The sequence below is a fragment of the Streptomyces sp. NPDC041124 genome (assembly GCF_055592385.1).
Window position 1 is genome coordinate 467,482 of the sequence record NZ_JBVIYR010000004.1, and the last position, 14,018, is coordinate 481,499.

General features: G+C 71.5%; 11 protein-coding genes. 8 read left to right on the forward strand and 3 right to left on the reverse strand.

The annotated features are described in order from the left end of the window. Nucleotides 1-18: 18 nt before the first annotated feature. The 6 genes from ACZ6A9_RS13740 to ACZ6A9_RS13765 all read left to right on the forward strand — a co-directional run bounded on the left by ACZ6A9_RS13740 (nt 19) and on the right by ACZ6A9_RS13765 (nt 7,579). Nucleotides 19-1,185 carry an acyl-CoA dehydrogenase family protein gene (locus ACZ6A9_RS13740; protein WP_468984068.1) on the forward strand — a complete coding sequence of 389 codons (1,167 nt, stop codon included), beginning with the start codon at nt 19-21 and terminating at the stop codon, nt 1,183-1,185. Then, complete coding sequence (locus tag ACZ6A9_RS13745) at nt 1,185-2,051, forward strand: alpha/beta fold hydrolase (RefSeq protein WP_468984071.1); 867 nt, start codon at nt 1,185-1,187, stop codon at nt 2,049-2,051. The genes ACZ6A9_RS13740 and ACZ6A9_RS13745 overlap by 1 nt, the downstream gene beginning before the upstream one ends. Before the next feature lie 46 nt (nt 2,052-2,097). Beyond that, a complete protein-coding gene (locus ACZ6A9_RS13750) occupies nt 2,098-2,958 on the forward strand; it encodes an alpha/beta fold hydrolase (protein ID WP_468984077.1) in 861 nt (286 codons plus the stop codon). Nucleotides 2,959-3,247: 289 nt separating this feature from the next. After that, the gene (locus ACZ6A9_RS13755) at nt 3,248-4,060 is read left to right on the forward strand and encodes an SDR family NAD(P)-dependent oxidoreductase (RefSeq protein WP_468984080.1); all 813 of its coding nucleotides are present in this window, start codon (nt 3,248-3,250) and stop codon (nt 4,058-4,060) included. A gap of 32 nt (nt 4,061-4,092) precedes the next feature. Next, the gene (locus ACZ6A9_RS13760; RefSeq protein WP_468984083.1) at nt 4,093-5,307 is read left to right on the forward strand and encodes a serine hydrolase domain-containing protein; all 1,215 of its coding nucleotides are present in this window, start codon (nt 4,093-4,095) and stop codon (nt 5,305-5,307) included. Between the two features lie 19 nt (nt 5,308-5,326). Further along, the gene (locus ACZ6A9_RS13765; protein ID WP_468984086.1) at nt 5,327-7,579 is read left to right on the forward strand and encodes a cytochrome P450; all 2,253 of its coding nucleotides are present in this window, start codon (nt 5,327-5,329) and stop codon (nt 7,577-7,579) included. 94 nt (nt 7,580-7,673) lie between these two features. Here ACZ6A9_RS13765 and ACZ6A9_RS13770 read toward each other — a convergent pair whose 3' ends face one another. Then, nucleotides 7,674-8,258, reverse strand: coding sequence for a TetR/AcrR family transcriptional regulator (locus ACZ6A9_RS13770; RefSeq protein WP_468984088.1), 585 nt, complete (start codon nt 8,256-8,258; stop codon nt 7,674-7,676). Between the two features lie 483 nt (nt 8,259-8,741). Here ACZ6A9_RS13770 and ACZ6A9_RS13775 point away from each other — a divergent pair, with 483 nt between their 5' ends. Beyond that, nucleotides 8,742-9,656, forward strand: a complete 915-nt coding sequence (locus ACZ6A9_RS13775) for a YceI family protein (RefSeq protein ID WP_468984091.1) — start codon at nt 8,742-8,744, stop codon at nt 9,654-9,656. 7 nt (nt 9,657-9,663) lie between these two features. Here ACZ6A9_RS13775 and ACZ6A9_RS13780 read toward each other — a convergent pair whose 3' ends face one another. Both ACZ6A9_RS13780 and ACZ6A9_RS13785 read right to left on the reverse strand, forming a co-directional pair. Then, nucleotides 9,664-11,481, reverse strand: a complete 1,818-nt coding sequence (locus tag ACZ6A9_RS13780; protein ID WP_468984094.1) for an AMP-dependent synthetase/ligase — start codon at nt 11,479-11,481, stop codon at nt 9,664-9,666. 94 nt (nt 11,482-11,575) lie between these two features. Further along, nucleotides 11,576-12,325 (reverse strand): TetR/AcrR family transcriptional regulator, encoded by a 750-nt coding sequence (locus ACZ6A9_RS13785; RefSeq protein ID WP_468984600.1) that lies wholly within the window; start codon nt 12,323-12,325, stop codon nt 11,576-11,578. Between the two features lie 401 nt (nt 12,326-12,726). On the opposite strand from ACZ6A9_RS13785, the gene ACZ6A9_RS13790 reads away from it, so the two are divergent. Beyond that, nucleotides 12,727-13,950 carry an oxygenase MpaB family protein gene (locus tag ACZ6A9_RS13790; protein ID WP_468984097.1) on the forward strand — a complete coding sequence of 408 codons (1,224 nt, stop codon included), beginning with the start codon at nt 12,727-12,729 and terminating at the stop codon, nt 13,948-13,950. Nucleotides 13,951-14,018 lie beyond the last annotated feature (68 nt).

Here is a 14,018-nt window from a genome sequence, read left to right on the forward strand (position 1 = left end):
ACCAGAGAGGAAGGCGCCATGAACCCCGTGCTGGACCGCGTGCTGGAGCACGCCGAGCTGCTGGAGAGCGACGGGCCCGTGTCCGAGGAACTCGGCCGGGTCAGCGACGAAGTCGCCGCCGCACTGCGCGAGTCGGGGGTGATCCGGATGCTCCAGCCCCGCGACTTCGGCGGCCTGGAGTCCCACCCGAGCGACTTCCTGCGTACCGTCCACGAGATCGGCCGGCGCAACGGCGCGGCCGGCTGGATCGCCGGTGTGGTGGGCGTCCACCCGCACGAACTCGCCCAGGGCGACCTGCGGATGCAGCGCGAGATCTGGGCCGAGGACCCCGACACGTGGGTCGCCTCGCCGTACGCCCCGATGGGCCGGGCGCGTCCGGTGGAGGGCGGATACGTCTTCAACGGGCGCTGGCCGTTCTCCTCGGGCACCGACCACTGCCGGTGGGTGATGATCGGCGGTCTGATCACCGACCAGGAGGGCAACGTCACCGACCGGGAGACGATCCACTTCGTCCTCCCGCGGGCCGACTACGAGATCCTGCACGACTCCTGGGACGTCGTCGGGCTGCGCGGCACCGGCAGCAAGGACATCGTCGTCAAGGACGCCTTCGTCCCCGCGCACCGGCTGATCAGGACCGACCCGGTCACCGACGGCAGCGCCGGGCCGATCGCGGGCCGGGACGCGGCGCTGTACTCGATGCCGCGCAACGTGATCTTCTCCGGCGCGATCACCACGGCCACGATCGCGCTGGCCCAGGGCACCCTGGACGCGTACGTGTCCTGGACCCGGGAGCGCAGCAGCCGCTTCGGCTCCGCCAGCCGCGACCCGTTCCAGCTGTCCGCGCTGGCCCCGGCCGCCGCCGACATCGAGGCCAGTTTCGGTCACGTCCTGCACGACATGGACCGGGCGTTCGACATCGTCTCCTCCGGCCGCCCGCTCACCCTCTCCGAGCGGGCGGAGATCCGCCGCAACCAGGTCTCCGCCTCGCACCGCGCGGCCACGGCAGCCGACGAGGTCTTCAAGGTCAGCGGCGGCTCCCAGCTGCACGCGAGGAACCCGATGCAGCGCATGTGGCGGGACTGCCAGAGCGCCCTGCACCACGTGCAGAACTACGCGGGCCCGCTCTACCAGGCCTACGGCATGGACTATTTCGGCGGCGAGATGCCGGCGGCGGTGAAGGTCTGATGTCCGCCCCGCAGCAGCCCACCCGGGAGTCCACCTCCCGGTTCGTCACCGTCGGCGGCACTCGTCTGCACTACCACGAGGCCGGCACCGGACCGGAGGTCCTGCTGTGTGTCCACGGGGGAGCACCCGGGGCCTCCGGCTGGGGCAACTTCGGCACCAACATGGCCGAACTGTCCAAGCACGCACGGGTGTTGGTCGTCGACCTGCCCGGGTACGGCCGGTCCGACACGATCGACCTGGCCGGTGGCAAGTACCGCCCGTACGCGGATGTGTTCGCGGCGATGCTCACCGAACTGGGGGTCGAGCGGGCGACCGTGGTGGGCCTGGCCACCGGCGGCGCGGTCGCCCTCGCGATGGCCCTGCACCACGCGGAGCGGGTGGACCGGCTGGTGCTGGTCTCCAGCGCGGGCGGGGTCCCGCTGTTCAGCACGACGCCGTCCGAGGGCCAGAAGGCCATCCGCTCCTACTACGCGGGCGAGGGCCCCTCGCGCGAGAAGATGCGCGCCTACCTGCGGATGATGATGTTCGACCCGGCGCTGGTCACCGACGACCTCGTCGAGGAGCGGTACCTGGAGTCGGTCGCCGGCGGTGACGGGCGCCGGGCGGGTGCCGAGTCGGCGGGCGCACCGGCCGAACCGCTGCGGCAGGAGCTGGGCCGGATCACCGCGCCGGCCCTGATCGTCTGGGGGACCGAGAACCGGGTGCAGGGCTTCGACAACGCCCTCTTCCTGCTCCGGCAGATCCCGGACGCCCGACTGCACCTGTTCAAGCGGACCGGCCTGTGGGTGCCGCACGAGCGCGCCGGGGAGTTCACCCGGCTGGTGCTCGGGTTCCTCGCCGACCGCCCCGCCGTGCCGTCCCCCTGAGCCGCCCCCGCCTGGGGCCGCCCGGCCCGAATCGCAAGGAGATGCAATGTCGTACACGAGCGTGTGGTCCGACCTGGCGCAGGTCGAGTTCCGGCAGGGGTACCTGGAGACCGGGCCGTACCGGACCCGGTTCCTGCAGTCGGGCAGCCCGGACAAGCCGCTGCTGCTGATGCTGCACGGCATCACCGGGCACGCCGAGGCGTACGTGCGGAACCTGGCCGCGCACGCGGAACACTTCGACTGCTACGCGATCGACTTCATCGGGCACGGCTACTCCAGCAAGCCCGAACACCCGCTGGAGATACCGCACTACCTCGACCAGGTGCAGCGGGTGCTGGACGCGCTGGGACACGAGCGCGCGTACTTCAGCGGGGAGTCGCTGGGCGGCTGGGTGACCGCGCGGTTCGCCCAGTTGCACCCGGAGCGCACCGAGCGGATCGTGCTCAACACCATGGGCGGCACGATGGCCAACCCCCAGGTGATGGAACGGTTGTTGACGCTGTCCACACAGGCCGCCGAGGACCCCTCCTGGGAGCGGGTCAAGGCGCGTCTGGAGTGGCTGATGGCCGATCCGTCGATGGTCACCGACGACCTGATCAGGACCCGGCAGGCGATCTTCGAGCAGCCGGACTGGAAGACGGCCTGCCGGATGAACATGGCGTTGCAGGACCCGGAGATCCGGCGGCGCAACATGCTCACCGACGACGACCTGCGCGCCATCGAGGCGGAGGCGCTGGTCGTGTGGACGACCAAGGACCCGTCCGGACCGGTGGACGAGGGACGCCGGATCGCGGACCTGATCCCGCGCGGCCGGCTCGCGGTGATCGAGAACGCGGGTCACTGGCCGCAGTACGAGCAGACCGAGACCTTCGACCGGATCCAGCTGGACTTCCTGCTGGACCGCTGACCGCCGCTCCCCGCCCCCCCGCCTCCGCCCCCGCCGGGCCGTCACCGCGACGGCCCGGCGGGGGCGTTTTCGGGCCCCTCCGTCCGGCGGTCCGCCCCGCTGCGGGAGGTGGTCCGGGTCACCCCGTTCCGGGAGGCGGGCGGGCTGCAGGCCGCCGCCCCGGCGCGTCACCGGAAATCAAACCTAGACAGGTGTCAAGTTCTTGGTTACGTTGACCGGACTTCACCGCCGAGCGGGCCGGACGTGCCCGGGAGCGGCGGGTCACACCTCAACGACGAGGGGATCAACCATGGAACTCGACGGCAGGACCGCGGTCGTCACCGGAGCGGCTTCGGGCATGGGCCTGGCCGCCGTGAAAGCCCTGACGGAAGCCGGCGCCACGGTGTACGGCATGGATCTGCGGCAGGAGGACCTCGACCGCGAGTTCGCCGGCCTGGAACGGGTCCGGGGCCATGCGGCCGACGTCTCCGACTCCGCGGCCGTGAACCGTGTCTTCGAGCGGGTCCGGGAGGAACAGGGCCGCCTGCACGTCCTCGTGAACGCCGCCGGTGTCGCGACGCCGAGCAAAGCGAAACAGGCGTGGGTGGACGGCATCAACCAGCGGATGACCGAGTCGTTCAAGAGCGGCGAGACCTACCACCCGGAGTTCCTGGACGGCGTCTCCGACGAGGACTTCAACCGTGTCGTAGCGATCAACCTCAACGGCACCTTCTACACGATCCGTGCCGCCGCGCCGCTGATGAAGGCCGCCGGCAGCGGTTCGATCATCAACTTCGCCTCCGTCGCCGGTCTCATCGGTCTGCCGATGCCCGCCTACTACCCGGCGTCGAAGGCCGCCGTCGTGGGCCTCACCAAGGCGGTGGCGGCGGAGCTCGCCCCCTTCGGCATCCGGGTCAACGCCCTGGCCCCGGCCGGCATCAGGACGGCCATGCTCACGGCGTCCGGCGACGACCACGTGCAGGCCCTGCTGGCCCTGCAGCCGCTGAAGCGCCTCGCCGAGCCCGACGAGATCGGCCGGACGGTCCTCTTCCTCGCCTCGGACGCGGCGGGTCACTACACCGGTCAGACGCTGGCGCCCTCCGGCGGCGCCCTCATGCTCTGACGCCTTCAGCACACCCGGACGGAGAAGAACCAGTGCAGCACACCGAGGCCCCGGAGCCCACCGTCGCCCTGACCGAGACGCCCGGCGTCGAACGCCGCTTCCTCGACATCCTGGACGACACCATCCGCGCGGACATCGCGAGCGGCGCGTACCACGGGGCGAACGTCGTCGTGGCCCGCCACGGCGAGATCGCCCTGCGCGGCAGCTACGGACTGGCCGACGTCGCCACCGGCCGCCCGACCCGGCGCGACGACGTCTACCGCATCCTGTCCATGTCCAAGGGCTTCACCAACGCCCTCGTCTTCCGGGCCCTCAGTGAGGGCAGGCTGATGCTGTCGACCCGCGTCGTCGACCTGATCCCCGAGTTCTTCGGCACCGAGCCGTTCCGCGCGGCCCGCAAGGACCGGATCAACCTCGCCCACCTGCTGACCCACCGCGCCGGCATGCCCGCCACGCCCAACCCGGGCCTGGGCCCGGAGGGTTTCGCGGTGCTCGCCGACGTCATCGAGGCCCTGGGCGGCGTCGACGTCGTGCACGAGCCGGGCACGAACCTCAACTACTCGGCGGCCATCAACCACGCCCTGATGGGCGAGATGGCCCGCCGTGCCTACGGGGCCGACTCCTTCCGAGAGCTCATGCGGGAGAAGGTCTTCGGCCCGGCCGGCATGACGCACACCAGGTTCGGGATGCCCGCCGCATGGCGTGAGCGGGGCGTGCCGCTGAAGGTCATCGTCGCCAACGACTCCTGGCTCAAGCCCGAGGACATCGAGTGCCTCAACGACGTCATCGACCGCGAGGACGCCGAGATGCCCTGGGTCGGCGCCGTCTCGACCATCGACGACGTCTTCGCGTTCACGGAGATGCTGCGGAACAAGGGCCGCACCGGCTCCGGGGAGCAGCTCATCGGCGAGTCGGTGCTGGACTTCGCCACGACCAACCAGACCGGCGACCAGATCAACGACCTCTACGGCATGGTCGCCGCCGCCCGCAAGTGGGACCTCCCGCCGGGCAACATGGGCCTGGGCATGGCCCTCGCCGGCACGGGGACGCACGCCCGCTTCTTCGGCCCGTTCGTCTCGCCGCGCACCTTCGGCTCCTACGGCGCCGGCTCGTCCCTGCTGTGGGTGGACCCCGTCTCGGGCATGTCCTTCTGCTTCCTGTCCTCCGGAGTGATGGACGAGGGCGACAACGTCGCCCGCTTCCAGAAGCTCTCCTCCATCGTCGCCTCCGCGGCGACGAGCGTCTGACCCGCGAAAGGACCAGGCCATGACGTCACCGCAGGATGAGGCCCGTCCCGTGGGCCGCTGTCCCGTCGCCCACGGATTCGACGCGATGGGGGACGACTACTACCGGGACCCGGCCACCCATCTGGCCACCGTCCGGGACACCTCGCCGGTGTTCTGGTACCCGCACCTGAACGCGTGGATCGTCACCCGGCGCGAGGACTGCCTCACCGTCCTGTCGGACTGGCAGACCTACTCCTCGGCCGCCAACTCGGCGGCGGACGTGCCGCGCAAGCACCGGGAGGTCTACCCGCCGGACCTCGTCTCCAAGATGATCGTGGGGCAGGATCCGCCCGGGCACACCGAGACGCGGTCCGTGGCGCAGCGGGGCTTCGTCAAGGAGCGCATGGACCGGCTGCAGCCCGAGATCGAGGCCCGGGCGCACCGCATCATCGACCGGTTCGAGAACAACGGTTCGGCGAACCTGCTCGAGGAGTACTCGCTGGAGCTGACCACCCAAACCATCATGGCGCTGCTGGGTCTCGGCTACGAACACGAGCCGATGATGAGGCAGTTGCGCGACGACCTGTTCGCCGTGCTGTCGTCCGCGCACGAGCCGCTGCCCGAGCCGGCACGGTCGCAGGTGTGGGACCGTTTCGTCGAGGCCAACCTGAAGCTGCGCGCCATCGTCGAGGAGCGGCGCGACTCCGACGCCGACGACATCATCTCCGTGATGGCGTCGGCCCGGGCCAAGGACGGCTCGTACGCGCTGCCCACGCCCCAGATCGCCCTGCACGTCTCCGAGTTCGCCGCGGCCGGCACGGACACCACGGCCCAGGCGATGACCAACGCCGTCCTCTTCCTGTCCCAGAACCCCGAGGCGCTCAAGGACGCGCTCGCCGAACCGGAGCTGTGGCCGCGGGTGTTCGAGGAGACGGTGCGGCGGCGCCCGTCCTCCACGTTCACCTCCCGCCGGGTGACGCGGGACGTGGAACTGTCCGGTGTGCGCATCTCGGCCGGTGACATGGTGTGGGTCGCGCTGGCCTCGGCCAACACCGATCCCGAACACGTCGAGAGGCCCTTCGCGTTCGACATCCACCGGCCCGACCCCACCGATCACCTGGCCTTCACGGCCGGCCGGCACACCTGCCTGGGCAACCCCCTGGCCCGGGTCCAGGGCGCCACGGGACTGCGGGTGCTCTTCGAGCGGCTGCCGTCGCTGCGCCCGGACGACACCGACCAGCTCGACTTCCTGCGCATGGCGCTGCTCCCGGTGCGCCGCTCGCTGCAGGTCCACTGGGACGTCGCGGACGTCGAACGCTCCCGGACGCGGACGGTGCGCACGCTCAGCCTGGAGGTGACGGAGCGCACCGAGGCGTCGGACGGCGTCGTCGCCCTGACCCTGAGCCACCCGGACGGCGGGGAACTCCCGCCGTGGAAGGCCGGGGCCCACATCGACGTCCACGTGCCGGGCGGGGACGGGGAGCCGTGGGTGCGCCAGTACTCCCTCTCCTGCGACCCGGAGAACCGCGCCTCCTACCGCATCGGCGTGCTGCGGGAGCAGGCCGGCCGGGGCGGCTCGGCCGCGGTGCACGACACGCTCACGGTGGGGTCCCGGGTCACCGTGTCCTGGCCGCGCAACAACTTCCGGCTCCTGCCCTCGCCCCGCTACCTGTTCATCGCGGGCGGCATCGGCGTCACCCCGATCCTGCCCATGATCCGGGAGGCCGAGCGGGCCGGAGCCGAGTGGGACCTCGTCTACGGCGGGCGCACGCAGGCGTCGATGGCCTTCCGCGACGAACTGGCCGCGTACGGAACGCGTGTCACCCTGGTCCCCCAGGACGAGCACGGGCTGATCGACCTGCCCGGTCTGCTCGGCGAGGTGCGCGAGGACACGCTCGTCTACGCGTGCGGTCCCGAGCCGCTGCTGCGGGCGGTGGAGGAGAACACGGCCCACTGGCCGAAGAACTCCCTGCGCCTGGAGCGGTTCGCCCCGAAGCCGGTGGTGCGGACCGTGCCCGACACACCGTTCCAGGTGGAGTTCGCGGAGTCCGGGACGGTCGTCGACGTCGGCGCGGACGAGACGATCCTGGAGGCCGCGGAGAAGGCCGGACTCGCGGTGGTCTCCTCGTGCAAGACCGGTACGTGCGGCACCTGCGAGACGCCCATCGTCGCCGGCCGGGCCGATCACCGGGACTCGATCCTCAGCCCGGCGGAGCAGGAGGCCGACAGGACCATGCTGATCTGCGTGTCCCGGGCGGCGGCCGGGTGCCCGCGACTGGTGCTGGGCGGCTGACACCGGACCGTTCACCCGCTCCCCTGCTCCGCAGGGAGGCCCGTGCACCGGGCCTCCCTGCGGAGTCGCGCGTACGGCACCCGCGCGAACCGGGTCATTCGCCGAACAGCCGGGCCCACTGCCGGGCCAGCGCGGTGAGGACCAGATCCTCCCGCTCCTTGTGGCCCCGGAGGTACAGGAAGTAGAAGGTGCGCTCCAGGCCCATCATCAGCGTGGCCATGTGCACCTCGCGTTCCCTCCGCTCGTCGTCCGTCGCGCCGGCCAGGTGGTGCGCCGCGTGGGCCGAGGAGACACGCCGGATCAGGCCCAGCCATTCCTCCAGCACGTCCGGGTCGATGGCCATCGCCTGGTTGACGGCCTCGAACTCGGTCGCGTAGCGCAGCCACATCTCGCGGGCCGTGCCCAGCCACTGACGCAGGGTCTCGGGCGTGTGCCCCGGCAGGGCGTCCAGGAGCGCGTAGAGCTCGGCCACCTCGGCCTCGATCTCGGCCATGCGCACCCTGATGATCTGCGACTTGCTGCTGAAGTACAGGTACAGATTGGCCCGGCTGCTGCCGGCCGCGGCAGCGATCTGGGCCATCGACGTGCTCTCGTACCCCTGCTCGTGGAAGAGGCGCAGCGCCTCCGCCACGAAGCGCCGGCGGGTGGCGACGCTCTTGGCCGTGCGGTTCGTTGCCATGCGGAGTACCTGACTCACGAGGAGGGGCGGCGGGTCACGGGACACTCCTGGACGGTCGGCGCCGCAGTTCGGCCCTGCCGGTGCAGTCTAGCCATCCGGGGCTGCCGCGCCCGAGGCGGCTTTCCCTCCGTGCCCGGCCCGGGGCGGGGACATGTGGGTGAAACGTGTGCGATGTGCGCCGAGACCGCGCGGGACCCATGGACAGGGTGATCCACCTCATGCCGTTTGCCGGAGCGGCACTGCAAACATGCGCCCCCCACATCGGCACATATCCCCCGTAACGCCGCATCGGCGAGGACTCACCCGGCACTTCCACCCTTCACGCCGGCCTCGGGAGCTGCGGATCTCTCCTCCCGGCGGCTTTAGGATCAAAGGGCGGGCCGTCCTCTCGTCCCGATGCCCCACTCCCTGTGCTCTTGGCAGCCGCGAACGCGACGTGCCGGTCGAGCCATGCGGAGACCTGCGTGAAGAAAGGTGAACACCATGGTCCTCGGACTGCTGCGGCGCATGCGTCCGCACGGCGACTCCGACGCCGCGTCCGGCCTCTCGTTCCCCCTGCCGCCCGGCGCGGGGGCGTTCGCCTGCGAGGCCGTCGACGCCCTGGGGCAGCCGCTGGGCGGAGCCGAGGTCACGGTGACCGCGCTGGACAGCCACCGCGTCGCGGCACGCGGCACCACCGACCCGTACGGCTACTTCATGGCGGTCCTGCCCCCGGACACGTACAGCGTGATGGTGGCGGCGGAGGGCCTGTCACCCGTCCGCGAGACCGTCGGCATCGCCGCCGGGACGGCGCCCGCACCCGCACGCGTCGTACTGGAACCCGGACGCCGGCTGGAGCTGCCCCCCTCCGGCACCTGGGTGTTCGACCCTCCGCACACCGCGATCCGGTTCATCGCCAAGCACGTCGGCATGGCACACGTCCACGGCCGCTTCACCCGCTTCGACGGCGGCATCCGGGTCGCGCCGGACATGGGCGACTCACAGGTCTCGGTGCGCATCGACGCCTCCAGCATCAACACGGGCAACCAGACCCGGGACAACCACCTGCGGTCCGCCGACTTCCTGGACGTCGAGAACTACCCGTACATCGACTTCGTCAGCACCCGGTTCGCCTACCGCGGCGGCTCCAAGTGGACCGTGCACGGCACCCTCACCATGCACGGCACCACGCGTTCGGTGGGCCTGGACACCGAGTACCTCGGCACCGTCAACGGCGGCTACGAACAGGAGTTGCGCTGCGCCGCCCTCGCCAAGGCCGAACTGCACCGCGAGGACTTCACCCTCAACTGGCGTTCCATGCTGGCCCGCGGCATCGCCGTCGTCGGCCCGACGGTCCAGCTCGCCCTCGACGTACAGGCCATGTACCGGACCCACGACACACCGGTCCCGCCCCGCTAGACCGGCGTCAGGGGTACATCGACTCGACGGTGGCGGCGTGCAGTCGGTCGATGGCCTTGCGCCGCAGGCTCAGTTTCGGGGTCAGTTCGCCCGACTCCGGGGTCCAGGGACCGGCCAGGACGCGGTACTGCTTCACCTGCTCGGGGCGGGAAAGCGCCGCGTTGGTCTCCTCGACGGCGGTGTCGAGGGCCGCGAGCACCTCGGGGCTGCGGGCCAGTTCCTCCAATCCGCCGTCGCCGAGTCCGTGGGCTTTCGCCCAGAGCGGGGCCGCCTCCTCGTCGAGCACCAGCAGCGCGGTGACGTACGGGCGCCGGTCGCCGATCGCGACGGCGTGGGCGATCAGCGGATGTGCCCGCAGCAGCGACTCGATCCTGGTCGGGGCGATGTTCTTGCCCCCGTCGGTGATGATGATCTCCTTCTTGCGGTCGGTGACGGAGACGATGCCCCGCGCGTCGACCGTGCCGATGTCGCCGGTGGGCAGCCACCCGTCGGCGTCGGCAGCGGGCTCGATGCCGCCGTCGGCCCGCAGGTATCCGGGGACGACCACCGGGCCGCGCACGAACAGTTCCCCGTCCTCGGCGGCCCTGACCTCGATGCCCGGGCCGGGGCGGCCGACCGCGCCGAGGGCGAACGCCGCGGGGGTGCCGACCGTGGCCGCCCCGGTGGTCTCGCTCAGACCCCACACCTCGTGGACGGGAAGTCCCACGCTCGCCAAGGTCTCCAGGACCGCGGTGGGGATCGGCGCGGCTCCGCTGAAGGCACGGTGGCACTGGTCGAGCCCGACGGCGGCCCGGATCGGCCGCAGCACCTGCTCGTCGAGCCGCTCCAGCCGTGCGGCGAGGTCTTCCGGGACGTCCTTACCGGCGGAGCGCAGGCGGAACGCCTCCCGTGCGAGCCCGCGCGCCCGCGCGACCGTGTCGGCCGGCTCCCCGGTCAGCGTGTCGAGCTGCCCCCGCAGACCGGCCGCGAGTTTCTCCCACACCCTGGGCACGCCGAAGAAGCCGTGCGGGCGCACCTGGAGCAGCGTGGGCAGCAGGTGGGCGGGGTCGGGGCAGAGGGTGACGTGGCCGGCGTCGCAGATCGGCATGTGGATGCCGAGCACCTGCTCGGCGATGTGTGCCATCGGCAGGTAGGCCACCGTCCGCGGATGCTCGGGGACGGCGACGAGCTGGTCCCGCATCAGCGACTGGTGGATGACGTTGCGGTGGGTGAGCACCACGCCCTTGGGGTCGCCTGTGGTGCCCGAGGTGTACACGACGGCCAGCGGCTGGTCGGTGGTGGCCTCGTCGGTGAGGGCGTCGAAGGCGGCGTCGTCGGGCGGTCCCGCGGCGCGCACGGCCGGGTAGCTGACGAACCGGGCGTCGCCCTCGGGCGCGGCGTCCCAGTCGAGGAGGACCACGGCACGCAGGTGTGGCAGGTCGTCCAGGACCGGCTGCCAGCGCCGCAGTTGTTCCGCGCCCTCCAGGACGAGGACGGTGGCCGCGCTGTGCCGGGCGACGAAGCGGATCTGCTCGGTGCTGAGCGTGTCGTAGGTGCTGCAGGGCAGGGCGCCGAGGTGGATCGCGGCCAGGGTGGCGACCCAGTGCTCCGCCCGCTTGGACATCGCGATGAGCATGCGCTCGCCCTGGTCCAGGCCGACGGTGGCGAGACCGCGGGTGAGGGCGGCGACCTCGGCGCGCAGCTGGAACCAGGTCAGGGTCCCGTCGCCGGGGCCGATGCCGGTGGTGAGCGCGGGCCGGTCCGCGCACTGCCGGGCGTTGCGGCGCAGCAGCCGGGGAATGGTCGATCCCTCGATGGAACGGTGCAGTTGCTCTGGCGACTCCACGGGCGGGGCTCCCTCCATCGCGAACCACGAGCGGATGCCTCGGGGTCCTCGGACTCCTCGGGCGGCACACAGTGGACCCGTTGTTGACTGAGTGTCAATAGGTGCGCGGCGGCCCCGCGCCGTCCCGGTCACGGGAGGGCGGGTGTCCCGAGGGCCCGGGACGGGGCGGTTCGAGCATCGGCACGAGGAACTGCCGGGCCACCGCGCGCATCTGCTCGTCGTCGTCGAGGTCGACGACATGGCTGGGGATGACCAGGAACGACGCGGAGACGCGCACCATCATCTCGGCCACGAGGTCCACGTCGACGTCCGCCGAGACGGTGCCCGCGTGCTGTTCCCGGCGCAGCCTGCCCGCGAGGAACCGCCGCACGGTGGCCAGGGTGCGGCCGCCGTCACTGGTCATGGACGGGACGACGACGTCCGGTTCGGCCGTCATCAGGCCCCCGATGAGGGGGTTGCGGCGGATGGCGCGCAGGGAGCTTACGAAGCCGAGGACGACCCGGTCGGCGACGGTCCCGGCGTCCTGGATGTCGAGGATGAACCGGTCGAAGTACCGCCGGAACTCACGCCGTACGACCTGCTCGACCAGCACGTCCTTGGTGGCGAACCGGCGGTAGACGGTGATGCGGGAGACGCCCGCCAGCCGTGCCACGTCCGCCATGGTGGAACGCTTGATGCCCATGCGGCAGAACTGCTCGTGGGCGGCGTCGAGCAGGCGCGCGGCGATCGCGTCGTCCGGATCCGCGCCCTCGACCGCCTCGGTGAACGCGATCTCCAGCAGCGACGGAGCGGCGGAGGGCTCCCCGGGGGCCGCCCGCACCGCCTCCTCGTTCACCCTCCCCATGTCCACGGGCCTCTCCCTTGTTCCGTCACGCCTCTGGCGTTCATGCCCCGTCTGTGCTCCCCTGGGGACTCAGCGGAGAAACAGCGATACTCAATCTGTTTCACCGTACCAAACGTCGTGGACGCGACAGCGGAACTCGAGGAGGAGTTCGGGGTCATGGAGGTCGGCAGGCGCAGGACGGTGGCCGCGGGCGGCGCACTGGGCGCGTTCGGCGCGGTGGGCGCTGCATCGCCGGCCGCCCGGGCGCGTTCCGTGTGCGACCGCCCCCTGTGCAACGCCCTCGGGCCATCGCGACCGCCCGGCCGACACTCGTGGCGTTCCGCGCGAAGCCGATCCCGCTTCCGCCGGTACCGCCGCTCGCTCGGACGATCGACGATGACAAGCGAGAAGGAGTGCACACCATGGCAGACATCAACCGGCGCAGATTACTGGTCGCCGGCGGCGCACTGGGCACGTTCGGGGCCCTGGGCCTCGCCTCTCCGGCGCGCGCCCGCTCCCTGTGGACGTGGTCGCCGGCCGGCTCGGTGGCGGGCAAGGGCGCGGGACTCGACCCGGAGTGGGTGTGGGACGACGACATCGACGCGATCATCGCCCAGGTGATCGAGCGGGGACAGGTGCCGCGGGTCAACGACCTGCTGCGCGGCTGGGTCCGCAACGACCAGCCGCTGCCGGACGGACTCCCCGGGGACCTGCGTGCCTGGATGGAGGAGGCCCGCCGACTGCCCTCCTGGGCGGACGCGAGGAAGCTCCAGGCCGCCGTCGACTTCACCAGGAAGAAGGGCCTGTACACCGGCGTCCTCTACGGCCTGGGCAGCGGCCTGCTGAGCACCGCCATCCCCCGGGAAGCGCGCGCCGTGTACTACTCCAAGGGCGGCGCGGACATGAAGGACCGCGTCGCCAAGACCGCCCAGCTCGGCTACGACGTCGGCGACCGGTACGCCTACCAGCCGCAGGGCGGGATGATCGCGACCTCGGTGCGGACCCGGCTGGTGCACGCGGCCGTACGGCACCTGTTGCCGCAGTCCCCCGGCTGGTCCCGCACCAGCGGCGGCCAGACCATCCCGATCAGCCAGGCCGACATGATGGTCACCTGGCACAGCCTGCCCACCTACGTCATGGGCAAGCTGCGGGACTGGCGGGTACCGATCACCGCCACCGAGTCGGAGGGCTTCCTGCACGTGTGGCAGGTGAGCGCGCACATGCTCGGCATCCGCGACGAGTACATCCCCGCCACCTGGGACGAGGCGAACGCCCAGTCCCGGCAGGTCCTCGACCCGATCGTCGACCACACCCCCGAGGGCGCCGCACTGACCGACGCGCTCCTCGGCATCATCGCCGAGGTCGACGCGGGCCTCACCGAGCCGCTGATCAACGCCTTCTCCCGGTACATCGTCGGCGACCGGGTCGGCGACCTGATCGGACTGGACCGGGAGCCGGTCCTGAAGCCGATCATCAGCAGTGCCTGGCCCCTGGTGGTGGCCTTCCGCGAGGGCCTGATCCCGCTGCCGGGGGTCCCGTCGATCGCGTGGGTCCTGGAGGAGGCGCTGCGCAAGTTCGTGCTGCTCTTCATGTCCGAGGGCAGGCCCATCCACCTGGAGATCCCCGACGCGAACCGCCCGTTCTGAGCGCACCCGGCGCCTCAGGGGCGCGTGGCCCCGCCTCCCCACGATGCGGGGCCCGCGTCCCGTCACCG

Excerpts from the sequence above, each read along its gene's own strand:
- ACZ6A9_RS13750 (WP_468984077.1), top strand. The coding sequence starts at position 2,098 with ATGTCGTACACGAGCGTGTGGTCCGACCTGGCGCAGGTCGAGTTCCGG.
- ACZ6A9_RS13790 (WP_468984097.1), top strand. The coding sequence starts at position 12,727 with ATGGCAGACATCAACCGGCGCAGATTACTGGTCGCCGGCGGCGCACTG.
- ACZ6A9_RS13775 (WP_468984091.1), top strand. The coding sequence starts at position 8,742 with ATGGTCCTCGGACTGCTGCGGCGCATGCGTCCGCACGGCGACTCCGAC.
- ACZ6A9_RS13745 (WP_468984071.1), top strand. The coding sequence starts at position 1,185 with ATGTCCGCCCCGCAGCAGCCCACCCGGGAGTCCACCTCCCGGTTCGTC.
- ACZ6A9_RS13785 (WP_468984600.1), bottom strand. The coding sequence starts at position 12,325 with ATGGGGAGGGTGAACGAGGAGGCGGTGCGGGCGGCCCCCGGGGAGCCC.
- ACZ6A9_RS13770 (WP_468984088.1), bottom strand. The coding sequence starts at position 8,258 with ATGGCAACGAACCGCACGGCCAAGAGCGTCGCCACCCGCCGGCGCTTC.
- ACZ6A9_RS13755 (WP_468984080.1), top strand. The coding sequence starts at position 3,248 with ATGGAACTCGACGGCAGGACCGCGGTCGTCACCGGAGCGGCTTCGGGC.
- ACZ6A9_RS13740 (WP_468984068.1), top strand. The coding sequence starts at position 19 with ATGAACCCCGTGCTGGACCGCGTGCTGGAGCACGCCGAGCTGCTGGAG.
- ACZ6A9_RS13765 (WP_468984086.1), top strand. The coding sequence starts at position 5,327 with ATGACGTCACCGCAGGATGAGGCCCGTCCCGTGGGCCGCTGTCCCGTC.